The sequence below is a fragment of the Mycobacterium cajalii genome (genome assembly GCF_045809005.2).
In the GTDB taxonomy this organism is placed as follows: Bacteria; Actinomycetota; Actinomycetes; order Mycobacteriales; family Mycobacteriaceae; genus Mycobacterium.
In genome coordinates, this window is record NZ_CM141436.1 from 4,927,456 (window position 1) to 4,949,718 (window position 22,263).

Sequence of the window (22,263 nt, forward strand, 5' to 3'; positions counted from 1 at the left end):
GATCAACCCCCGGCCGGTGAGCGGGGCAGGATCTTGGCCGGCACTTTGCCGATGCTGCCGATACCCCGCCCGCTGAGGGCTCCCATCAGCGCCTGGCCGAACGGGCTGCTCGGCATGGCCGATGCCTGCGTCAACGCGGGGCTGGCCACGCTGGTCGGTGGCAGCACCGGCGCGGCGCGGCTGACGCCCTGCGCGGCCGTCGACCAGCCCGGCGGGATCGAGAGCCCACCCAATTTCGTGGCGTGCGCCAGCTGGGCCGAGACGGTCGATCCCCAGCTCTTGAGCTGATTGGAGATCCCGCCGACCACCACCTGCATCTTGCTGCTGACGAACTGGCCGATGCTGTCGAACAGCGCCTGACTGCCGGTAAGCCCCATTCCCGAGGATCCAGCCGAGTTGCCCATGCTCATGAACATGCGCGCCGGGATGCTGCCCATCATCGCCGCGTAGTAGCCGCCCTCGATGGGATAGATCGACGCCTGGGTCAGACCGCCCCCGCTCGCCAACGAACCCAGACCGGTGGCGTTGAGAAACCCGGCCACAGGGGCCGACGTCGTCAGCGACCCCAGCGTCGCCTGCAGCTCGACGCCCAGCGTGGTCAGCGCGGACAGCGCGCCGGCTCCGGAACTGGTCAGCAGTGGCGTCAGCGCGGCCGCCGGGTTCGTCATCGCCGGCGGCGCGCTGAACGCCGGCGTCTGCAGCGCACCGGCGGCCGAGGCGGCGTATCCGTTCATCGCGCCCACATCCTGGGCCCACATCTCCAGATAGTCGGCCTCGGTCGCCGCGATGGCCGGGGTGTTCTGGCCGAAGATGTTCGAGGCGATCAACGCGGCGAGCACCGCCCGGTTGGTGGCGATCACCGGCGGGGGAACCGTCGTCGCGAACGCCGTCTCGAACGCGGCCACCGCCGCGCTCGCGTGCGCGCCGGCCTCGGCCGCTGCCGCGGCCGTGGCGCCCATCCACGACACGTACGGCACGGCTGCCGCGGTCATCGCCATCGCCGACGGGCCCGCCCATCCGCTGGTGAGGGTCGCGATCACCGACTCATAGGAAGCCGCCGTCGCGTAGAGGTCGCTTGCCAGCCCATCCCACGCCGCCGCCGACGCCGCCAGGGACCCCGAGCCCGGGCCCGAGTACATCATCCCGGAGATGATTTCGGGGGGGAAAAAGGAGAAGAACACCGTGGCCGCCTTGCCCTAGCCGGCCGCCGCCACGTTGGCCGCCTCGGTGATCGTGTACGACGTGGCGCCGGTGGACAGGGCGTTGACGAACGCCTCGTGGATCTGGTTGGCCATCAACGCAATGGTCTGGTAGGCCAACCCGTGCGCGGCGAAGTGGGTGCCCACCAGTTGGGACACCTGGTCGGCCGCCGGCGGCGCCACCCCGGTGGTCGGCCCTTCCGCCGCCGCATTGTTGGACGCCATCGACGATCCGATCCTCGACAAGCTTCCCGCCGCGGCGGTCAGCATTTCCGGTCGAGCCGTTACGAAGGACACGACCTCCACCTCCTGTCACTAATGTCGGCCGGCCATCCCGGCAACGGGGACCAAATTCTCCTGTGACCGAAGCGATTAGGCGCGGCACCTGCCGGGGACAACTGATCTGGCTTGCGTCCCAGCAGTTCCCGCCATCGTAGCCCGGCCGCTGCGAATACGGTGCGGTTTTCACCGAATTCAGCTACGCAGCAACGGATTCGGCAACGCCGAGCGACCAGTCTTCCCGCGGGTGGCGCCCGCGGGAAGACTGGTCGCAGGGACGGTGACTCAGAGCAGCGAAGTGAGCAGATCCAGCGCGATGGTGCTCAGGTTGGGCGCCAGGTCGGCGGCCAGCATCGAGCCGATGTCCGTGACGGCAGCGGGATCGAACGCCATCGACAACGCGGCCGGGTCGAAAGCGGCGCTGAACGAGGCGGGATCGAACGCGGCGACGGGATCAAAAGCCGCCGGAGACACCCCGAAGTAAGATTCCAGCCCGCCGAACAACAGGGTGCCCAGCTGGTCGAGAACCCCGCCCCAGGTGGCCGCCGTTCCCCCAGTGGGCACCAGCGATTTCGCGAAGTCCTGGGGAATCTCGTTGACCAGCGCATCGACCAGTCCACCTGTTTGCAGAACACCAAGGTCAAACGGGCCTGTTGATCCATTGAGATAACCGCCCACGCTCAGGGCAGGCACGTTCAGCAGGTCGACCAACGCGGTGGGGTACTGCCCGGCGTTGTAGGCATCCAGCGCCAGCTGCAGTCCGTTTGCGGTCCCCTGTGACTGCGCAAAAATCATGCCGTTGAAGCCGAGCAAAAACGTCAACACGCTGTTGGCGAGGTTGTCGCTGACCGTGGTCGACAAATTTGTCAGCATCTCACCGGGAATATCGGCGATATTCAACAGCGGAGTAGCAAGCGGTAACAGGTCAAAAATCAGGGACGAGTTAAAAGTGCTCACCGAGGAGGCGATGTCCCCGGCCTGGATGCCGTCGATCAGCGTGGTGATCTGCGGTGGCAACGTCTGGGTCAGCAGGTCGTAGACGCCATTGCCCAGCGTCTGCAGGTTGCTGCCCAAAGTGTCGGCGAAGCCGATCTGGTTGCTGGCCACCTGCGCCAGCACCGGGAACGGGTCGGCGAGCCAGGTGTCGGCGATGCTCTGCAGGTTGGAGCCCGCCGTCTGAAATACGTTCAGCCACTCCACGATCGGGTTGACCGCCGGCGGAATCGAGGCCGCCGCAATGGCCAAGCCGCTCATGTCCAGCGAGCCCGGCAGCGCGGTGCCCACGTTGGCGGCGAAGTCGCCGACATCGGCGACCACCGAGTCGGTGAGCCGCACCGCGCGCTCCTGGATGTCGTTGGCGATGGTCGGGGTGAGCGGGTTGACCGCGATGAGGCTGGCACCCATCATCGCGACGCCGGCGGCCAGATACGGCCGCATGCGGGTCGACGAGCCCGCCGGCGACCAGGCTGCCACGCCCTGTCGATCGGCAGTTGAGGTTATTGTCATGACTACTCCTTTGCTGGGTGTGGAGTATGGCGCGCGTCACAGCGCTGTGACGGATGTTACCTGAGAGTAGTATTACGGGCAAGTCACGTGTGAAATATCGATTTGGGAGCGCGTCGAGCTGCGATAACCCCCCGAATCAGCGGCCGAGGTCGGTTCGAGGCGAGTGGCCGGATCGCATATATCACTGGATAGCAAACTAGCGGAGTCGTCTACGTCACAGCGCGTTCAGGATCGGACAGCCTCCTGTCCGTTTGCTACGGTACGACATGCGGCCCGGTGTGAGCGCGGCCTAAGCCGTCGTGACATTTGCCGTCTGCGAGTTCCCGGCGGGGCGGGCTACCACCGACGGCGCCGCGTGGACCAAAGGGCGCGTAGCGGGCAAACGCCTGTGCCCGTGCCGCCGGGTACCCACTCGGAAACAGCCCAGCGCCTCACGTCCCGTGAGTGACAGCGCTCACCCGGTCGCGTGCACGTGGACCGGAACGTCGTCGGCCCAGGGCTGACGAGTCACCATGTCGGCGACCTTGACGAACCCGCGCTCGAACTCACCGGTCGCCGCGTCGACCAGGCGATACTGCTGGGTCTGCTTGTGGATCGGCTGCGCGTCGAGCAGGACGACGCGCACCTCCCCCGGCTCGAAGTGACAACGCTGCTGCAGGGCGGCGATCAGCTGCTCGTTGTGCATGTGGCCGTCGCCGAAGTTCCAGCCGATGGCCGTGCTGCAGATCCGCTCGCCGTCGGTGATGACGTAGTCGTCCTCGTTCTGGCCGGCCATGGCGCGGTGGGCAAGGGTGAACAGCGCCCGACCGTGAGTGTTGAAGCCGCGGAAGGCATATCCCATGTAAATCGGAATCTGCGCCGCCTCCGGGCTGCCGTAGAAGCGCTCCAGCTGGGCCTGCGGCATGCTGGCGATCGCCACGATGCCCCGGGTGATCTTGTCGTTCGCCGATCCCTTGATGCACCACAGCGTGGTGTCCCAGTTGCCGGCGTAGTACCGCATGCCCGGCAGAAACGAGATCTTACGGGGAAACAGGTTGCCCAGGACGACGGTGCCCGCGACGAGGATGAACAGGATCGCCACCGGCACCGGGTGTCTGACGTCGCTCAGCCCGATGCCCGCGTGCGCGACGAACAGCGACAGCACCCCGAAGATCATGAACACGTTCCACTCCAGCGGCACCCCCATCGGGATCGACACCAGGATGCCCAGGTGGAAGCACACCATCACGATCGCGGCCACCATGGTCGGCTTGCCGCCGTGGGAGAAGAACAGCACCAGCGGCACCAGCATCTCGACGGCCGTGCTCAGGTGCGCGAGCCAGCGCGATAGCCAGCCGGGCCGCAGGTCGTCCGGGAATTTCTCGAAGAAGCGGCGTTTCAGCCAGCGGGGCCGCACCAGCGGGTTGTTCGACATCATCGTCGAGATCACGAACGGGAAGTGCTTGTTGAGCTTGGAGGTCGCCGCGCCCATCCAGATCACCAGGAACACCAGCTTGGCGGCCACGATCATGTCGATCCCGCCGAACAGGAAGGTCACCGCCAGGCTGCCGTAGACCTCGCCGCGGGCGGCCAGGAAGATTACCTTGTCGCGCAGGCCGAGCACGCCGAGCAGCAGCAGGATCAGCACGATCTCCCACGTCGGCAGCAGGCCGACCGTGGTGCCCAGTTCCGGCACGGGGCCGGTGCCGTCGGAGAGCAGTGCCCCCAGCGTCACCACCAGCAGCAGCCCGTAGAGCCCCACGTCGATCGGCGTGCGCTTGGTGCCCCTGGTCCAGGGAACCCGGTCCGGCCACGGGGGCAGGCGGATGGTGCCGAAGCGCATCCAGTACAGGATCGAGCCCATCGGCGGGAAGAACCTGTTGTTGAGCGGCCCGAACCCGCAGCCCAGGCCGACCACCTCGAACAACATCGTGTAGAGGACGACCTTCTCGAACACGATCGGCTCCGACCACCACGACCCGACGCCGGTGAACCCGTGGATGCCGTTCGTGGCCAACGCGAAAAGCCATCCGAAGAGGATGTAGAGCAGTATTTTCGCCACGTAGAACAGGTGTAGGACGACGGGCGTCCCGAACCCGACCTCGGCCCAGTGCCGGGCCATCGGACGGATTTTCTCGCTGCGGGTGCCCTTGCTCCATTCGGCCATGTCGATTTGCGGCAGGTCGGGCTTGAGGAATCCCATGGTTTCACAGACTAGAACGTGTTCTAGTCGGATGCGTTGATCTTCGGGTCAGAGTTTCCTGGTCGAGTGGGAGCCCAGGGCGGCTATCCGAAGATCCCCGGCGGTGTCGCGGGCGCGGCTTGCAGCACCCGCGGATCGATCACGACGTTCAAAGCATGCAGATCCGCGGCCCGCAGATCGGCCAGGGAGTCCACCGCGGACAAGAACCTTCGCTGCTCGGCGGCTCTCACGACGCCGCCGGCGAGTTCGGCGAACTTCGCTATGTACTCCCGGCGGCCGAATGGCCGGGCGCCCAGTGGATGCGCGTCGGCCACGGCCAGTTCGTCGACGATCACCTCGCCGTCGGCCAGGCGCACCTCCGCCCGCGCGCCGAAGGCCTTCTCGGCCGGATCGGTCGAGTGGTAGCGGCGGGTCCACTCCGGATCCTCGACGGTGGAGATCTTGCGCCACAGGTCCACGGTGTCGGGCCGGTGAGCGCGCCCGGGCGCGTAGGAGCGCTCGTGGTGCCAGCTGCCGTCCTGCAGCGCGACCGCGAAAATATAAGGCAGCGAATGGTCGAGCGTTTCCCGCGACGCGTCCGGGTCGAACTTCTGCGGGTCCCCGGAACCGGTCCCGATCACCACATGGGTGTGGTGGCTGGTGTGCAACACGATCGCCTCGATCCGATCGAGTCCGCCCTCCGACGCCGCAAGGCGCGCGCGCAACCGCCGCGCCAGGTCGATCGGCGCCTGGCTCTGGTACTCCGCCGAATACTCCTTGGTATAGCTGTCGAGGATGGCGCGCTTGGGCTCGCCAGGAGCGGGCAGCGGCACCCGGTATTCGCGGTCCGGCCCGCCGAGCAGCCGGGCGATGACGCCGTCCTCGCCCTCCCAGATCGGCGCCGGCGATCCCTCGCCGCGCATCGCGCGGTCGACCGCTTCGATGGCGACCTTTCCAGCGTGCGCCGGCGCGAAGGCCTTCCAGCTCGAGATCAGGCCTTTGCGCGACTGGCGAGTACTAGTCCTTCAGTAAGCGTGTCGGCGGGTGAGAATTTGGCAAAGGCCTTATCCTGGTTGGGTTTTGCGGTCTCAACGCAGCCCGGCAGGAAAGGCCTTTGTGGTGAAGAGGATAACCCATAAGCAGAGTAGGCGGAACATCGCCGCGCGGCGGCGTAGGGTGGCGGCGCGGCACGCGCGGGCGGGGAGTTGGGGCGCGCAGCCCGCGCCGATGCTGAACACGGGTGTGGTGCGCTATGAGGTCGGTGCGAACATCGACGCCACCGCTTTCGGTGGCATCGCCGCGCTGCACCGGCTGGTGACCCGGCTGGGGCTGGTCGAGCGGATCGACGAGGACCTGCAGTTGCTTAAGGTGCACCTGCACCTTAAGCGAGCCTGTCACGATTTCTGTGTAAGTCAGAGGTGATTTGACTACGAGTTGTATTCTAGCACAATGGGATTCGCCCAGGGAATAGTCTGGCGAGTGTGTTGAGCGCCACAGTCCAGTTGTGCGTTCCAGTACCCGAATAGCCTCCTCTCTCGCTGGAGATGTTGCGCAGCCCGAGGTACAGCAACTTCATCGCGGCGTCCTTGTCCGTGAAATGACCACGGTTCTTGGTGATCTTGCGCAACTGGAAGTTGATCGACTCGATCGCATTGGTGGTGTAGACGATCTTGCGCAACTCCACCGGATAGTCCAGGAACGGAACGAATTCCCCCCAGGCGTTGTGCCACACGTCAATTGCACCCGGATATTGGGCGCCGAATTGCTGGTCGAACTCCTTGAGTGCGAGTTCGGCTCCATCGACGGTCGGCGCACTGTAGATCGCCCGCATCGCGGTGGCGACCTTCTTGCGGTCCTTATAAGACACGAAGCGCATCGCATTCCTAATGACGTGCACGACGCAGGTCTGCACCACGGTATCGGGATAGATCGAGCGGATCGCATCAGGCAGACCGGTCAGCCCGTCGCAGCAGGCGATGAGGATGTCGCGCACCCCGCGGTTGCGCAGGTCGATGACGACCTTCTGCCAGAACTTCGCCCCCTCGGAGTCCTGGATCCAGCAGCCCAAGGCGTGTTTGCGGCCCTCCAGATCCACGCCAATGGCCAAATAGGCGACCTTGGTGGTGATGACCCCGTTGTCGCCGATCCGCAGCCGCAGCCCATCGATGTAGAGGATCGGGTAGACCTCATCGAGCGGGCGGGCCTGCCAGGCCTTGATCTCATCGACCACCACCTCGGTGATATTGGAGATCAACTCCCGCGACACCGACGCCCCATAGACCTCCTGCAGGTGGGCTTCGATATCGCGGGTGGTCATTCCCCGTGAATACAGCGACAACACCACCGAATTGATGTTGTTGAGCCGGCGGGTCTTCTTCGGCACAATCGCCGGCTCAAACGAGCCGTTGCGATCACGCGGCGCATCGATCTGCACCGGGCCGTTGACGGTGGTCACCGTTTTCGGCGTGGTGCCGTTGCGCGAATTTCCCGATCCGCGTCCGGCCGGATCGCCGGCCTCATAGCCCAGATGGTGGGTTAGCTCCGCATTCAGCGCCCGCTCCAGCACGGCCTTAGTCAGCTGGTTCAGCAAACCGTCCGCGCCGTCGATCGGGGTCCCGGTCTTCACCGCATCCTTAATCAACGAGTCCAGCGTCTCTTCGGTGAACATCTCGGCCAGCCGCCGCGCCGCGGTCGTCTCCTCAGCCGGCATCTGCATGGTCTTGGTCACAAAACACTCCTTCTGTCCGCCCAACGGCGGTCCGATGATGGACCACCCCGGACTTACACAGATGGAATGACACGCCCGCACCTGCCCTATCACGAATCCGACCACGTGCTCAACCTGGCCTACAACGTGGCGTGCGGGGGCACTCGGCTCGAAGACATCGAGCGGCTGCGCCACGACAGCGCCTATATGAACGCCTTGGGCGCGCAGTTGATCCCGGACCCGACCACGGCCGGTGATTTCTGTCGCCGGTTCAGCCGGGCCGACGTGGCGACGTTGATGGAGGCGATCAACGCGGTGCGCCCGCAGCTGTGGGCGCACCGGGGTCGTGAGCTGCTCGGCCCGGTCGCCTACCTCGACGTCGACGGCACCATCGCCCCCACCTACGGGCAGCACAAGGCCGGAATGGATATGTCCTATAAGGGCATCTGGGGGTATGCGCCGCTGATCGTGTCGCTGGCCAACACCAAGGAGGTGCTCTACCTGGTCAACCGGCCGGGCAACGCGCCCAGCCACGCCGGCGCGGCGGCCTGGATCGACAAGGCGATCGACCTGGTCGCCCCGCACGCCCAGCGAGTATGTGTGCGCGGGGACACCGACTTCTCGTTGACCGCGCACTTCGACGACTGGGCCCAGCGGGTCGATTTCGTGTTCGGCATGGACTGCAACACCGCGCTGCGCTCGCGCGCCGAGGCGCTGACCGAGGCTGACTGGACACCGCTGCGCCGGCCCGACCCCGAGCCGGCGCGGACTGGGCAGCGGCGCCGGCGCGAGCCCAACCACAAGCGGCGCATCGTCGCCGAACGCGGCTACGTCAACCTGGAACTCACCTGCGAGCACGTCGCCGAGTTCAGCTACCAGCCCGGCAAATGCCGCCGACCCTACCGGGTGATCGCGCTGCGCAAGAACATCAGCAAGTCCCGCGGCGAGGCGGCCCTCATCGAGGAGATCCGCTACTTCTTCTACATCACCACCCGCACCGACTTGACCCCCGCACAGGTCGTGGCCTGCGCCAACGACCGCTGCGACCAGGAAAACGTCATCGAGCAGCTCAAAAACGGTGTCAACGCGTTACGGGTGCCGCTCTATGACCTGGTATCCAACTGGGCCTACATGGTCATCGCCGCCCTGGCCTGGAACATCAAGTCCTGGTTCGCCATGATGCTGCACCGCAAAGCCGACCGCCGCGAGTGGATCACCATGGAGTTCCGCCGCTTCACCACCCAGGCGATCCTCATCCCCGCCATGATCATCCGCCACGCCCGCGCCATCACCGTGCGGATCATCGGCTACCACCCCAGCCTGGACCGATTCCTCAGCGCCTACACCACCATTGAACGCACTCGCTTTGGCTGACGTCTGCACCCTGAACCGACCTTCGGGCCCTGCCGCGCCCGCCCACGACACTCGCCCTCTTCGCCCGAACCGAAACACCGCGCATCGTCCCCGCATGTCCACACACCCGACAAACCCACGCAGCAGCGATAATCCAGCCAATCCAGGACCGCTCACACACCCGATGACAACCGTCACCGCCCAACAAAGCCGCCCACCGCCGACCGGAAACGACATCCCGAAGAATCCTGGGAACCCGCCGACGCCGACACGCTTATTTGAGGACTAGTGGTCAGGTGCACGGCCTGCCCGATCGCCTGATAGATGGTTTCGGTGTCCAGCCGCAGCATGGCCCCGATCCCCGCCGCCACCGCGGGCCCCAGATGGGCGACATGGTCGATCTTGTGCTCGTGCAAGCAGATTCCGCGCGCCAGGTCGATGTGGATTTCGTAGGCGGTGGCCACACCGCGGATCAGGTCGGCACCGCACACGCCGAGTTGCTGCGCAACGGCCACCAGCGGGGGAATGTTGTCGCCCGGGTGGGCATACTCGGCGGCCAGAAAGGTGTCGTGAAAGTCCAACTCGCGCACCGCAACCCCGTTGGCCCATGCCGCCCAGTCGGCCGAGTAGGCGCCGTCCACGCCGAACACGGCCGCCCCGTGCGCGACGCGATGGGCCAGCGCCTGCCGGCGGGCCACGGTCACCGGCCGGCGCAGCACCGCCGCGGCGCTGACCGCGGCGTTGTCGATGATCCGGTTTGCCACCATCGCCGCGACGTCCGGCTCGACCGGGACCGGGTCGGTCGCGACGTCGGCGATCCTGGCCGCCAGGTGATCGGCGCGCGGGAACTCCTCGGCGCTGCGCCGCGCCCGTACCGCATGCATCAACACAACCCGACACTAGCCACCCGACCACCCGGCGGCGGTGTGGTTGCTAGCCGTCGGATGGCGCCGAGCCGCTCCGGGTGGGCGCCGCATACGAATTGGCGTGTCTCGCCGCCGATTGTTCGCGCAGGGCGGGGGCCTGCTCGCGGGCTTCTCGTGCGCTCCGGATCGTGGTGGCGACCTCAGATCGCGTGAAGGTGCGCCGCGCCGCAAGGGCGCGGCTGCGGTGGGCCTTCTGGCGGCACGCATTACAGCAGTACCGTGCGTCGGCACGACCATAGAACTCGCTGCCGCACAACCAGCAGGTCTGCCGCAAAGCGGCCATAACCAGCAACGTTAGGCCTATCCGCGGTGCTGCGCTAGCGCGCGGCCGCGAGTGGCCGGAAAGCTTGCGGGACGGCGAGCCGTCAGCCCGCCTGTTTCGCCGGCGGGCGGTAGAAGATCAGCAACTGACCGAACGCTCCGGCCAGGCCGAGCACCACGGAGATCAGCAGGCCCTGCCAACCGTCGAACCAGTTCTTGCCGAAGATCAGCCAGTCCAGGCTCAGCCTGCCCGCCCCCAGCGTGGCGACCGCGACCGCGCTGACGGCCAGGACCAGGTTGTACTCCCAGCCCTCCTTGACGATGAAGAAGCCGTTGGCGCGGTGTACGGTCCAGGCAGCGACGAACATCAGCGACACGAAGCCCGCCGCGGGAATCGGCGTCAACAGCCCCGCGGCCAGGCCCAACCCGGCGGCCATCTCGGTGGTCGCGGCCACGGTGGCGTGGAACTTACCGGGCTTCATGCCGATGCTTTCGAACCAGCGCGCGGTGCCGGGGATGCGGCCACCGCCGAAGAACTTGTTGTAGCCGTGCGCGGCCATTGTCACGCCCAACACCAGCCGCAGGATCAGTAAGCCGACGTAGTAGGGAGTCATAGGTGCAAACCTAGAGCATTTGGTCGCTCGGTTGACAGGAGCGCCGGGAGATTGAGCCGGGCGATTCGGCGACGACCGCATGGGCGGCGACACACCGTGCTGAAACCCCGCCGTCTTGACGAGGCGCTCCCCGCGGCCATTCGCACGTTGCCACCTCCGACATCGGACTCGTGAAACGATAAGCGGACGACTTGTGGTCGGCCGGAAGGAGTGGGCAGGAATGGACGGTGCTACGCCGTTTGAGCATCCGCCCGTCGTCTCCCTCGACGGCACGGCAGCCCTGCCGCGAGATATCCTCGGCGACAAGGGCTACGGCATCAACGTCATGCGGCGCGAGGGCCTACCCGTGCCCCCGGCGTTCTGCATCACCACAGAGGTGTGTGCGCGCTACTTCGACGAACCCGACTCGACCGCCGACGCCATTCGCGACGACGTACGCGCCCAGCTGTGCCGGCTGGAAGCGGAGACCTCGCGGACCTTCGGGGCCGGCCCGCGGCCGTTGTTGGTGAGCGTCCGCAGCGGCGCAGCCCTGTCCATGCCCGGCATGTTGGACACCGTGCTCGACCTGGGCATCGACGACGCCGTCGAGTCGGCCCTCGCCGAGCTGCATAGCCCCGAGTTCGCCGTCGACACCCGCCGGCGCTTCCGCCACATGTATCGGCGCATCGTCCTCGCTGGCGCCGACAGCGAGGTACCTGACGACCCCTTCGCCCAGTTGGACGGCGCCATCGGTGCGGTCTTCAGATCCTGGAATGTACCCCGCGCCGTCGCCTACCGAAAGCACCGCGGGTTCAGTGAGGTCGGTGGCACGGCCGTGGTAGTGCAAGCCATGGTCTTCGGCAACGTCGATCCGAAATCGGGTAGCGGAGTGTTGTTCTCGCGAAACCCGCTGACCGGCGCAGGCGAACCATTCGGCGAATGGCTGCCTAACGGTCAGGGCGAGGACGTCGTCTCCGGCACCTTCGACGTGCAGCCGGTGACCGCGCTGCGCGACGAGCAACCGGCGATCTACGAAGAATTACTCAGAGCCGCCGGCACGCTCGAGCGCATCGCCGCCGATGTGCAGGACATCGAGTTCACCGTCGAACAGGGCAAGCTGTGGCTGTTGCAGACCCGGGTGGCCATGCGGTCGGCGCAGGCCGCGGTGCGCTTGGCGTTGGCGCTGCGCACCGAGGGCTTGATCGACGATCTAGAAACGCTGCGCCGCATCGACCCTGCGCAGCTCGAGACGCTGTTGCGGCCCTCGCTACAACCCGAGACCCGTTTGGCTGCACCGCTTCTGGCTAAGGGCCTGCCCGCCTGCCCCGGAGTTGCGTCTGGCACGGCCTACGAAGACGTCGACGAGGCGATCGACGCGGCCGAGGCCGGCAAGGACGTGATCCTGGTGCGCCCCTGCACCAGTCCCGACGACATTCGCGGCATGATGGCGGCGCGGGGCATCGTCACCGAAACGGGCGGCGCGACCAGTCACGCGGCTGTGGTGTCGCGCGAACTGCATCGGCCCTCGGTCGTCGGGTGCGGGACCGGAATCACCCGGGCTCTGGCCGGCAAGCAGATCACGATCGACGGCGCCGAGGGCGAAGTCCGCGAGGGCACCCTCGAACTGACGGCGTGGTCCGAGGACAACACCCCTGACCTGGCTGAGCTCGCAACGATCGCACGCCGGCACAGCCCGCTGGTCGCGCACGCTGCCGGGGATCACCCGGCGATCGACGACAACACCGAAGCAGGCGTCCACGCCGCTTTGGACGCGGGCCTGACCGACGTTGTCTCGCCGCATCCGCTGGTCACCATGCTGATCGCCGCGCGTCTGCAGGCGCGCGAAATCGCGGGGCGATGAGGGACCGGCTCCCCGGGGCGGACGACGACGCCACAGGCTCTGACGGCTCGGGCTCCGCCGAAATGCCCCCGGATTCGGTGCCGCTTGTTTCGCCATGGGGGCGTCAGCATCTGCTGCCATGTCTGCTCCCTGCTCGATCGCCCGACCAGATAGGTCTTTCGATACCGTGCCGTCCGGCCCGACATAGCGCCGGTTGCGGGATCGTACGCGGCCATCACAACGTCGTCATGCATATCCGGGTACCGACGAGACCGGACCGCTGCTAACCGCATCCCATCCATGAACCAACGTGGCATTCCAGCAGCGGATTTGACTGGCCGACGAGATACGCCTATCGCCTCCTCCGCCGGTCAGCGAGGCGACAAGCCTGGTCCGGCAACGGTCCTGACTATGATCGGTGCTTGCAATGCATCTGAAGCAATTAGCGTCGGTCACGACGATCGGCCCTGTGACCGAGGACTCTCCTCCCGGTGGCGATCGACGGATCGGCGGAAGGATTCGATGATGATCGAGCTGAAAGTGCTCCAGGCAGTTCGCCTCAAGGGCAGACTCGGCGCAGCCGAGATCGCTGCCACCATCAACGAAGACCCAGCCGCGGTGGCCGAGGCGGTCGGGGTGGCAACGAGAGCGGGCTACCTCGCCGAGGGCAAGGCTCTTCAGCTTTTGCCGGACGGGCGCACCCGACTCGGCGAGCTGCTCGCAGCGGAACGACGGAAAGCAAACCACGCTGCCGTCGAGGCCGCCTACCACGATTTCCGCAGTGTCAATGCCGATTTCAAAGCTCTGGTGACGGACTGGCAGCTCAGAAACGGTGAGCCGAACGCCCACGATGATGGGGAATACGACTCCGCGGTCTTGGCTCGGCTCGCCGATGTGCACGAGCGAGTGATGCCGATTGCCACGGCCGTCGCAGCCGAAGTCCCCCGGCTCGCCGCCTATTCGGACAAACTGGCCGCGGCGTTGGCCAAGGTGCAGTCGGGACAGACCACCTGGCTGACACAGCCGCTCATCGACTCATACCACACCGTGTGGTTCGAATTGCACGAGGAATTGATCCTCGCTGCCGGCCTCACCCGCGAAGGCGAGGCACGCGCCGGCTACGCCCAATAGCTGCTTCCGAAACATCGGGCGAACTGCTACAGCGCCGCGTCGAGCAGTCGCACGTAGGCGTCGATGTCCTCGACGGCCGACTCCGCCGCATGCACGCTGATCGCGATGGTGTCGCCGATGCCGTGCACTCCGTGGGTCAGGCCCATCGCGGGCGACAACGCGGGATAGCCGGCCGTCAGCACCACCCTGGCGCCCCCGAAACTCAGGTCGGCAGCCCCGCGATGCACGCTGGAGACGACTGTGTTGCCGGCCACCTGCGAAGGTCGCACGCCGGGGTCGAACTGCGCCACGCCCCACCGCAGCAGCGGCGGGGGCAGCGCGGCGATCGCCCGGTCGGCGCTGCGGGCGGCCGAGTGGGCGAGGCGACGCCGGCCGTTGGCCAGGTCGGACGCGATCCGTTCGGCGCGGGCATCGCGGCCCAGGTTCGGGTACAGACCCACGACGACGTTGCCGAAGTGGTTGTGTGCTTGTGGGGCACCCGCTTTGGTCATAGGCACTTCGGCCCCCAGCGAATCGGCCGTGCCGCCGAGGAGATCGGACAACGCCGTGGACACCGCCCCCAGCACGCCGACCGTTACCGTGGGACCGGGCAGTTGCGAGCGGTGTCGCACCAACGTGCGCACCGAGCGGGCGCCACCCCGATAGGCGTTGGTGCGCTGCAACGGGCGCGGACCGGCCCCGGGTGCGAGGAGCCCGGCGCGGGTATCGCGGAGCAACCGCCGATGGGTGCGGGCCGCGTCGACGACCCGCCAGGGAAAGCAGGCCGCCGCGGGCCGCGCCACCCCGGGCACCGGAACGTCCCGGCCGAAAAGCCAGGCCGCCATCGCCGCGGCGCGGGCGCCGTCGGCCAACGCGTGCGCGACCTGCAATACCGCGACCGTTCCCGTGCCGGCGACACCGGGGATGCCGAAGACCGGCGTGAACACGTGCAGCCGCCAGGGCATCAGACGAACGTCCAGCTGGGCATCGGCGAGTCCGGCAACGGCCGCCAGACAATCGGCCCAGCAGCCGTCGGGCAGGTCGTGGCGGACCACCCAACGTGCGTCCACGGCCGCCGGCACCCACCGCGGATAAGTCAGCGGATTCCGGTCCTGGATCCGCGTCGCCAAGTCCGGGCAGGCGCGCGCCCGTCGGCACACCCGTTCGACGGCGTGCACCAGGTCCGCGGGCTCGCCGTCGAACGCATACAGCAGGAACTGGTCGTTCGGGATCTTGGCCGACATCCAGTAGCACTGCGCATCCACGGCCGTCATCCGCTGGGACGGCATCGGCTCAGCCGGGCGAGCCGATAAACCCGAGCACCAGGCCGGCAACCTTCTCCGGCTGTTCGAGCTGCAGGAAATGTCCGGCGTGTTCGACGATGTCGACCTCGCTGCCGGGGGGCAGCGCCTTCTCCACCCACTGGGTGAAAGCCGGTGTCATGCACCCGTCGTCGCGGCCATGCAGGTACAGGCAGGGCAGCACGGGCGCCTCGGTCCACAGCCGGTGCAACTCGGCATACCGGGCCGGCGGCGCGGTGTTGCGGATCGTGGCCCGGTACGTCCCCAGCGCCGCGCGCCAGCTCTCCGGTGTACCGATCGCGGCGTCGACGTGGCGCAGGTCCTCGTTGGGGTTGTAGCCGGGCGACCATCGCCGCCACAGCAACGGCAACACCCAGGAGGCGGAACGCTCGGGCAGCCAAGGCAACTGAAAATAGAAGATGTACCAGCTGCGCAACAGCTGACGCGGCAGCTGGCGAGCCAGCCGGCCCCGCTCGGCCACCCCGCCCGGGCGGCGCAGCGCCGCCGAGGGCGGGACCGACATGATCACGGCCTTGGTGAACGGGCTGTCGGGCATCGCGGCCAGTCCGGTGGCGGCGATGGCGCCCCAGTCGTGGCCGATCACCACGTCGCGATCGGTACCGCCCGCCGCCGAACGCACGCGCAGCGCGTCGTCCATCAGCGCACCGATGTGGAAGCTGCCGTCGGCGGGGAGCGAGGAGGGCGCGTACCCCCGCATGAACGGCGCGACGACACGCCAGCCCGAGCTGGCCAGCCGGGGAGCGATTTTGCGCCAGCCGTAGGGGGTGTCGGGGAAGCCGTGCAGGCACAGCGCGATGGGGGCGTCGGGCGGGCCCCAGGTCAGCGCCTTGAGGTCGGCACCGGGGCCCGGTACGTCGATCCAGCCCGGTTCAGTCATCGCGGGCCGCCCTGTCGGCTCGGGCCGTCACCCGACCCTCGCCGGCGATTCGCGTGGCCCGCTCGCGCACTCCCTCAGCCTCGTCCGCCATGTTCACTCCCTGTTCGGCGTATCCGCACGGACCAACCTAGCCCGTGTGCGTCCGAAGCGCACCGGCCTCCACCCTTTCCCGCCAAAGGCCAACCGCGGCAGAGACTGCCGCGGTTGTTTGTCCGCCTGCCTCCGCTTGCCGCCACCGGTCCCGATAATGGTCGGTCTCGTCTTGTTCTCGGCGCTGAACAGGAACGACACCAACGGGACGCCCGCCGGCCAAGCCCGGAACCCACGCCAGATGGCCGCAGCCCAGGCGCGTCCACCAATAGCGTTGCACCGCAACGCTCAAACCGGCCCAAAGCGAGCACCTCGCGTCACACTCGACCGGCGCGGTCAGAATGCACGTGGCCGCGCCGGCTTTTGCCGTGGCCCCTGCTCGGGCTGCTCAAGCCGCCTGGGTAACGTCAGGGCATGAACGCCGCGAGCAGCAACCCCCAGACCGTCGAGTTTTCCGGTGTCGACGGGATCAGCCTGGTCGCCGACGAATGGAACCGCGGCGCCGCCGCGTCCGATCACCCGACCATCCTCATGCTGCACGGCGGTGGCCAGAATCGGTTCTCCTGGAAGAACACCGGCCAGGTTCTGGCCGACGGCGGATTCCACGTCGTCGCCCTCGACGCCCGTGGCCACGGTGACAGCGATCGCGCCCCCGAAGCCGATTATGCGGTCGAGACGTTGACCGCCGACGTCATGCACGTCCTCGACGCGATCGGCCGCCCGGTGACGATCATCGGGGCCAGCATGGGTGGGTTGACGGGGATTCTCGCCGCTCACCGCGCCGGCCCCGACCGGGTCACCCAACTGGTTCTGGTCGACGTGGTACCCCGATTCGAGAAGGGTGGAAGCGCCCGCATCCGCGACTTCATGATGGGCAACCTCGACGGGTTCGACACGCTGGATCAGGCGGCCGATGCCGTCGCCGAATACCTGCCCTACCGCACCAAACCGCGCAACCCGGAGGGTCTGAAGAAAAACCTGCGCCTGCGCGACGGTCGCTGGTATTGGCACTGGGACCCCGCGTTCATGACCAAGCCCGGTGACGACCCCGAACTGCGCACCGAGAAATTCGAGCACGCCGCGACGAACCTGACGATTCCGATTCTGTTGATTCGCGGGAAACTGTCCGACGTCGTCAGTCCCGAAGGCGTCCAACACTTCCTGACGACGGTGCCGCAGGCGGAATTCGTCGAACTGTCCAACGCGGGGCACACCGCCGCCGGCGACGACAATGACGCGTTCAGCGAGGCCGTGGTGACGTTCGTCCGGCGGCGACCGCTCAGTTAGCGGGTTTTTCCGCGTGTCCGCCGAACTGCTTGCGCATCGCCGACAGGGCCTTGTTGGCGAAGTCGTCGAGGTGACGTGAGGCGAAACGGGACTGCAGCGCGGTCGTGAGCACCGGTGTCGGAACGCCTTCGTCGATCGCCGCGATCGAGGTCCACCGGCCTTCCCCCGAATCGGAGACGCGCCCGGAGAACTCCTCGAGGCTCGGCGACTCGTGCAGCGCGATCGCGGTCAGGTCCAGCAACCAGGACCCGATGACGCTGCCGCGGCGCCAGACCTCGGCGACCTCGGCGATGTCCAAGTCATATTGGTAGAACTCGGGATTCGACAGCGGCGCGGTTTCGGCGTCACCCTGCTGCACGTGCTTGCCGATGTCGGCGTTGCGCAGGACGTTAAGCCCCTCGGCCAGCGAGGCCATCATCCCGTACTCGATGCCGTTGTGCACCATCTTGACGAAGTGTCCGGCCCCGGACGGCCCGCAATGCAGGTAACCCCTCTCCGATTGCGCAATCTCGCCGTCACGGCCCGGTGTGCGTTCCGCCGCCCCGACCCCGGGAGCCACGGTGGCGAAGATCGGCTCGGCGTGGTCGAACGCCTCCCGGTCCCCGCCGATCATCAGGCAGTAGCCGCGCTCGCGGCCCCACACGCCGCCGCTGGTCCCGCAGTCGAGCAGCCGAATTCCGCTCTCGGACAAGGTTTTCGCGTGGCGGATGTCGTCCCGGTAGTAGGAGTTGCCGCCGTCGATCACGATGTCGCCGGAGTCCAGCGTCTTGGCCAGCTCCTCGATGACTCCGGTGGTGATGGTTCCGGCCGGCACCATCACCCAGACGACACGCGGGGCGCTCAGCTTCTCGGCGAGCTCTTTGACCGAGGACACCCCGGTCGTGTTGTCCTCACCGGCCATGGCTTTGACCGCGTCGGCGTTGTGGTCGTAGACCACGCATTCGTGGCCGTCGGCGACGAGGCGGCGCACGATGTTGGCGCCCATGCGGCCCAGTCCGATCATCCCCAGCTGCATTGCTGCTGTCTCCTTACTGTGCCGCGTTCGCGCCGCGAGGAAGCCACGGCGATTGCCAATTACGGTGACCGCGAAGCAGCGTGTGTGCGGCCTCGGGCCCCCAGGAACCCTGGTCGTAGAGGTGGATCCGGCCCGGCTTGTCGAGTAGCGGCTGCACGATGCGCCACGTTTCTTCGATCGCGTCTTCCCTGGCGAAAAGCTCGCGGTCGCCAGTCAACCCGGCATACAGCAAACGCTCGTAGGGGCGCACGGCCTCACCGAGGTCCACGGCGAACGACGAGTCCAGGTGAACGTCCTGCCACGAGCTGCCAACCTGTGCGGACAGCTGCAGCCGCAGCCCCGGGTCGGGGTCGATACGCAGCACGATCTGGTTGGGAGCCGGCGGCCGGCGGTTGGGAAGGAAGGAGTAACCGGGCACGTGGTGCAAGAACATCCGCACCTCGGTGACCCTTTCCGGCAGCGCCTTACCGGCACGCAAGAAGATGGGCACCCCGGCCCAGCGCCAGTTGTCGATCTCGGTGCGCAGCGCGATGTAGGTCTCGGTGCGCGAATTCTTGGCCACTCCGGGTACGTCGGTGTAACCCCGGTACTGGCCCCGCACGCAAAGTTGCGGGTCCAGGGCCGGCATGGCGCGAAACACCTCCGCCTTCTTGTCGTTGAGGTCGTCGGCGGAGGGCCCGACCGGGGGCCCCATGGCGACCAGCGCGAGCACCTGCAGCAGATGGTTTTGGACCACGTCGCGCAGCGCGCCCACCGCGTCGTAGAACTTGCCGCGGTCCGCGACGCCGAAGTCCTCGGCCATAGTGACGTGGATCTCCGAGATGCTCTCGCGGTCCCACAGCTTGGCCAGACTCTTGTTGGCAAAGCGCAGGTACTGCAGCTCCTCGACGGGTTGCTTGCCCAGGAAGTGGTCGACCCGCAGGATCTGGTCCTCGTCGAGCACCGCACGCAGCCGGGCGTTGAGGTCGCGCGCGGAGGCCAGATCGTGACCGAACGGCTTCTCCACGGCGACGCGAGCGTTCTCCAGGAGGTTCACCTTGGCGAGGTTCTCGACGATCGGCGCGAACAACGCCGGCGGCATCTCCAGGTAGAAGAGCACACGGCGGTCCGCGCCGATCTGATCGGCCAGCCGCGTGTAGAGCTTCCCGTCGACGACGTCGCCGTGCAGGTAGGAGAACCGGCCCGCCAGGCGGTCGAACACCCCCGCGTCGAAATCCTCGCCGGACGCCTTGATGGCGTCCCGCGCCCGCTCGACCAACTGGTCCACCGAGATATCGTCGCTGGCCACACCGATGATCGGGCAGTCGAGCAGGTTTCGGCGCTCGATCCGGTACAACGCCCGAAACGTCATCTTGCGGGCCAGATCCCCGGTGATTCCGAAAATGACGAGCAGGTCAGAGGGGATATCGTCACCGTCGGCCAAGCCGCACCTCCCGAAAGTCACCTGCGCGGCTTACTTGACAAGCATTACCCACGACGGCCGGGATCAACACTAGACACTATGCCGGGACCCGACAAACCGGAGCCGCGACGGCTTTTGGGAGGATGCTGATGTGGCTAACGTGCTGCCCATCGCCGCCTGCGTGCTGGCCGGATTTGCCGTAGCCGAAGCCGTTGCGCTGGTCGTCCTGGGGCGGCTGCTGTACCGAAGTCGCCGCGAGATCGAGGAACTGCGGGACCGAACCGATACGCGAGGTTGGCTGCTGTCGAGCGGCCGCGAGGCCGTCAAGACCGTGTGGCAAACCGCAAACCTGATCAACAAGGAGGGCTTCGGCGGCGCACTGCGCAGCTCGATCGAGGACCTCGCCGATTGGGCCGAGGTCGAGCGGCCCGACCTGGCGCGCGTCACCCCGGACGGCCGGGTGGTGATCCTGTTCTCCGACATCGAGGAATCCACCGCGCTCAACGAGCGCATCGGCGACCGGGCGTGGGTCAAGCTCATCAGCGCGCACGACAAACTCGTCTCAGGCCTCGTGCGACGGCACTCCGGGCATGTGGTCAAGAGCCAGGGCGACGGGTTCATGATCGCCTTCTCGCGCCCCGAAAACGCGGTGCGGTGTGGCGTCGACGTGCAACGCGCGTTGTGCACAGCGTCAAAACGCAAGCACCACGATGCGATTCGCGTTCGGATCGGCATCCACATGGGACGCTCCGTGCGTCGCGGTGACGACCTGTTCGGGCGCAACGTCGCCATGGCGGCGCGAGTCGCGGCCCAGGCCGTCGGCGGGGAGATCCTGGTCAGCGAAAAGGTGCGCGACGCCGTCGACGGCCGCCCCGACTGTCAGGGCATCGGGTTCGACGACGGCCGCGACGTCGAATTGAAGGGATTTTCGGGGACTTTCCGCCTGTTCGCCGTACAAGCGGACGTCTCGGATTGACCACCCTCCGCCTCGGATTCGGCCAGTCGCTGGTGCAGACGCGCCCGCACCTCGTCGGCGGTGTAGGCGCGTCGCCTGCGTTGATCGCGCGCGACCAGCGCTCCCCCGGCGACCACGCCGGCGGCACCAGCCAACCCGACCCACTTCCAGACGCTGCGCATGCGCCCAGGCTATCGCCGGTCGTGGTTAACTTGTTTGCCCATCGACCACCAGACACGGCAACGGCATCGGCCCCGAGAGCCAATGGACACACCTCGCGCGAGAAGATCGCCGTCATCGGCACACAATGCCTGCAATCTGCCCGTGGACCGGGGGCATCGGTGATCTGTCCGGCGGTTTCGGCCACGAACGGGATAACGCGACCATGCTGACACTGGATTGGGCACTCCATGAAACCCGGACCGGCGACATCTGGTTGTTCCGCGGCGGTTCACGACCCGACCGGGCGATCCAGACCCTGACCAACAGCCCGGTCAACCACGTCGGCATGACTGTCGCCATCGACGACCTACCGCCCCTGATCTGGCATGCCGAACTTGGCGACAGGCTGGTCGACATGTGGACGGGCACCAACCACCGCGGCGTTCAGCTCAATGACCTGAAACAGGCCGTCGAGCAGTGGACACAGCGCTACCGCCAACGCTGTTGGCTGCGTCAGCTCACGCCATACGCCAGCCGCGAGCAGGAGGACAAACTGCTGCGCGTCATCGCGCGAATGGACGGCACCGCATTCCCGACGACCGCCCGGCTGACCGGCCGGTGGTTGCGGGGGCGGCTCCCGACCGCCGCCGACTGGGTGCGGGGGATCCCGTGGGCGGACCGCAAGGTTCGAGAGTCAACGCAACGACGCAAAGCGCGCCAACACGTCGGCCTGGAGACCGCCTACTGCGCGGAGACGGTGGCGATCACCTACGAGGAAATGGGTCTGCTCGTCACGGACAAGAAGGCGAATTGGTTTGATCCGGGCTCGTTTTGGAGCGGTGACACCCTGCCGTTGGCAGCCGGCTATCGACTCGGCGACGAGATCGCGGTCAGCCTCGGCCGAGCCGTCACCACTGACTAGGAAAGCCAACCGGCCTCCTGCGCGCACCGAGTCGGCCGGCCGCGCACTGCTGGCACTTGTGGTGCTGGCGACGGGCACAGCCCACCCGGCGACCTGCATGCTGTCGGCAGCGTCGTCGCGCAGCCCTCGGCCAGGCGGCACGCCCGCGCATCAATCGATATTCGGGTGTGGCCGGAATAGCAAATTGTTTTCTAAACTTGACCGGAACGTGAGCATATCGAAGCATTGGCGTTGCGCAGTCGGCTGTCCGTATTCCCTGGCACGGTGTCAATCGTCCGCAGGATCCTGAAATCACG

The 22,263-nt window shown here is 66.9% G+C and carries 15 protein-coding genes and 5 pseudogenes; 7 read left to right on the forward strand and 13 right to left on the reverse strand.

Annotated features, from left to right (window positions below; all coding sequences use genetic code 11):
* Positions 1-2: 2 nt before the first annotated feature.
* The 5 genes and pseudogenes from ACJ512_RS23320 to ACJ512_RS23340 all read right to left on the reverse strand — a co-directional run.
* Positions 3-1,181: a PPE family protein gene (locus tag ACJ512_RS23320; RefSeq protein WP_407686230.1), complete on the reverse strand. Its 1,179-nt coding sequence runs from the start codon at positions 1,179-1,181 to the stop codon at positions 3-5.
* Between the two features lie 15 nt (positions 1,182-1,196).
* Positions 1,197-1,496, reverse strand: coding sequence for a PE family protein (locus ACJ512_RS23325; protein WP_407686229.1), 300 nt, complete (start codon positions 1,494-1,496; stop codon positions 1,197-1,199).
* Between the two features lie 267 nt (positions 1,497-1,763).
* The gene (locus ACJ512_RS23330; protein WP_407686228.1) at positions 1,764-2,813 is read right to left on the reverse strand and encodes a hypothetical protein; all 1,050 of its coding nucleotides are present in this window, start codon (positions 2,811-2,813) and stop codon (positions 1,764-1,766) included.
* A 625-nt stretch (positions 2,814-3,438) separates the two neighbouring features.
* Positions 3,439-5,166, reverse strand: a complete 1,728-nt coding sequence (locus tag ACJ512_RS23335) for a DUF3556 domain-containing protein (RefSeq protein WP_407686227.1) — start codon at positions 5,164-5,166, stop codon at positions 3,439-3,441.
* An 83-nt stretch (positions 5,167-5,249) separates the two neighbouring features.
* Positions 5,250-6,167 (reverse strand): annotated as a pseudogene (locus ACJ512_RS23340) (MmgE/PrpD family protein); the annotation flags it as partial.
* 97 nt (positions 6,168-6,264) lie between these two features.
* Between ACJ512_RS23340 and ACJ512_RS23345 the strand changes: the two are divergent.
* Positions 6,265-6,543: pseudogene (locus tag ACJ512_RS23345) on the forward strand (IS1380 family transposase); the annotation flags it as partial.
* Positions 6,544-6,586: 43 nt separating this feature from the next.
* Here the strand turns inward: ACJ512_RS23345 and ACJ512_RS23350 are convergent.
* Positions 6,587-7,822, reverse strand: a complete 1,236-nt coding sequence (locus tag ACJ512_RS23350; RefSeq protein ID WP_369741377.1) for an IS256 family transposase — start codon at positions 7,820-7,822, stop codon at positions 6,587-6,589.
* 117 nt (positions 7,823-7,939) lie between these two features.
* On the opposite strand from ACJ512_RS23350, the pseudogene ACJ512_RS23355 reads away from it, so the two are divergent.
* Positions 7,940-9,226: pseudogene (locus ACJ512_RS23355) on the forward strand (IS1380 family transposase); the annotation flags it as partial.
* A 251-nt stretch (positions 9,227-9,477) separates the two neighbouring features.
* On the opposite strand, the pseudogene ACJ512_RS23360 reads toward ACJ512_RS23355, so the two are convergent.
* Together ACJ512_RS23360 and ACJ512_RS23365 are read right to left on the reverse strand one after the other, a co-directional pair.
* Positions 9,478-10,095: pseudogene (locus ACJ512_RS23360) on the reverse strand (MmgE/PrpD family protein); the annotation flags it as partial.
* A 401-nt stretch (positions 10,096-10,496) separates the two neighbouring features.
* Positions 10,497-11,006 carry a DoxX family protein gene (locus tag ACJ512_RS23365; RefSeq protein WP_369737398.1) on the reverse strand — a complete coding sequence of 170 codons (510 nt, stop codon included), beginning with the start codon at positions 11,004-11,006 and terminating at the stop codon, positions 10,497-10,499.
* Positions 11,007-11,226: 220 nt separating this feature from the next.
* On the opposite strand from ACJ512_RS23365, the gene ACJ512_RS23370 reads away from it, so the two are divergent.
* Positions 11,227-12,846 (forward strand): pyruvate, phosphate dikinase, encoded by a 1,620-nt coding sequence (locus tag ACJ512_RS23370; RefSeq protein WP_407688742.1) that lies wholly within the window; start codon positions 11,227-11,229, stop codon positions 12,844-12,846.
* Between the two features lie 504 nt (positions 12,847-13,350).
* Positions 13,351-13,956, forward strand: a complete 606-nt coding sequence (locus ACJ512_RS23375; protein WP_369741473.1) for a MarR family transcriptional regulator — start codon at positions 13,351-13,353, stop codon at positions 13,954-13,956.
* A 26-nt stretch (positions 13,957-13,982) separates the two neighbouring features.
* On the opposite strand, the gene ACJ512_RS23380 is transcribed toward ACJ512_RS23375, so the two are convergent.
* Positions 13,983-15,224 (reverse strand): wax ester/triacylglycerol synthase domain-containing protein, encoded by a 1,242-nt coding sequence (locus ACJ512_RS23380; protein WP_407688741.1) that lies wholly within the window; start codon positions 15,222-15,224, stop codon positions 13,983-13,985.
* A 4-nt stretch (positions 15,225-15,228) separates the two neighbouring features.
* Positions 15,229-16,134, reverse strand: coding sequence for an alpha/beta fold hydrolase (locus ACJ512_RS23385; protein WP_407688740.1), 906 nt, complete (start codon positions 16,132-16,134; stop codon positions 15,229-15,231).
* Between the two features lie 504 nt (positions 16,135-16,638).
* Between ACJ512_RS23385 and ACJ512_RS23390 the strand changes: the two genes are divergently transcribed.
* A complete protein-coding gene (locus tag ACJ512_RS23390; RefSeq protein ID WP_369737395.1) occupies positions 16,639-17,511 on the forward strand; it encodes an alpha/beta fold hydrolase in 873 nt (290 codons plus the stop codon).
* Here the strand turns inward: ACJ512_RS23390 and gnd are convergent.
* Both gnd and ACJ512_RS23400 read right to left on the reverse strand, forming a co-directional pair.
* Positions 17,504-18,526 carry a phosphogluconate dehydrogenase (NAD(+)-dependent, decarboxylating) gene (gene gnd / locus ACJ512_RS23395; protein WP_407688739.1) on the reverse strand — a complete coding sequence of 341 codons (1,023 nt, stop codon included), beginning with the start codon at positions 18,524-18,526 and terminating at the stop codon, positions 17,504-17,506. The two genes, ACJ512_RS23390 and gnd, sit on opposite strands and share 8 nt — an antisense overlap.
* A gap of 13 nt (positions 18,527-18,539) precedes the next feature.
* Positions 18,540-19,949 (reverse strand): glucose-6-phosphate dehydrogenase, encoded by a 1,410-nt coding sequence (locus tag ACJ512_RS23400; protein ID WP_407688738.1) that lies wholly within the window; start codon positions 19,947-19,949, stop codon positions 18,540-18,542.
* Positions 19,950-20,079: 130 nt separating this feature from the next.
* Here ACJ512_RS23400 and ACJ512_RS23405 point away from each other — a divergent pair, with 130 nt between their 5' ends.
* Entirely contained in the window at positions 20,080-20,904 is an 825-nt protein-coding gene (locus ACJ512_RS23405) for an adenylate/guanylate cyclase domain-containing protein (protein ID WP_407688737.1), read from the forward strand.
* Here ACJ512_RS23405 and ACJ512_RS23410 read toward each other — a convergent pair.
* Positions 20,868-21,065 (reverse strand): annotated as a pseudogene (locus ACJ512_RS23410) (hypothetical protein); the annotation flags it as partial. The gene ACJ512_RS23405 and the pseudogene ACJ512_RS23410 sit on opposite strands and share 37 nt — an antisense overlap.
* Positions 21,066-21,268: 203 nt before the next feature.
* Here ACJ512_RS23410 and ACJ512_RS23415 point away from each other — a divergent pair.
* Positions 21,269-21,967, forward strand: coding sequence for a guanylate cyclase (locus ACJ512_RS23415; protein WP_407688736.1), 699 nt, complete (start codon positions 21,269-21,271; stop codon positions 21,965-21,967).
* Positions 21,968-22,263: the final 296 nt, after the last annotated feature.

Excerpts from the sequence above, each read along its gene's own strand:
- ACJ512_RS23335 (WP_407686227.1), bottom strand. The coding sequence starts at position 5,166 with ATGGGATTCCTCAAGCCCGACCTGCCGCAAATCGACATGGCCGAATGG.
- ACJ512_RS23365 (WP_369737398.1), bottom strand. The coding sequence starts at position 11,006 with ATGACTCCCTACTACGTCGGCTTACTGATCCTGCGGCTGGTGTTGGGC.
- ACJ512_RS23370 (WP_407688742.1), top strand. The coding sequence starts at position 11,227 with ATGGACGGTGCTACGCCGTTTGAGCATCCGCCCGTCGTCTCCCTCGAC.
- ACJ512_RS23375 (WP_369741473.1), top strand. The coding sequence starts at position 13,351 with ATGATCGAGCTGAAAGTGCTCCAGGCAGTTCGCCTCAAGGGCAGACTC.
- ACJ512_RS23380 (WP_407688741.1), bottom strand. The coding sequence starts at position 15,224 with ATGCCGTCCCAGCGGATGACGGCCGTGGATGCGCAGTGCTACTGGATG.
- ACJ512_RS23385 (WP_407688740.1), bottom strand. The coding sequence starts at position 16,134 with ATGACTGAACCGGGCTGGATCGACGTACCGGGCCCCGGTGCCGACCTC.
- ACJ512_RS23390 (WP_369737395.1), top strand. The coding sequence starts at position 16,639 with ATGAACGCCGCGAGCAGCAACCCCCAGACCGTCGAGTTTTCCGGTGTC.
- gnd (WP_407688739.1), bottom strand. The coding sequence starts at position 18,526 with ATGCAGCTGGGGATGATCGGACTGGGCCGCATGGGCGCCAACATCGTG.
- ACJ512_RS23415 (WP_407688736.1), top strand. The coding sequence starts at position 21,269 with ATGCTGACACTGGATTGGGCACTCCATGAAACCCGGACCGGCGACATC.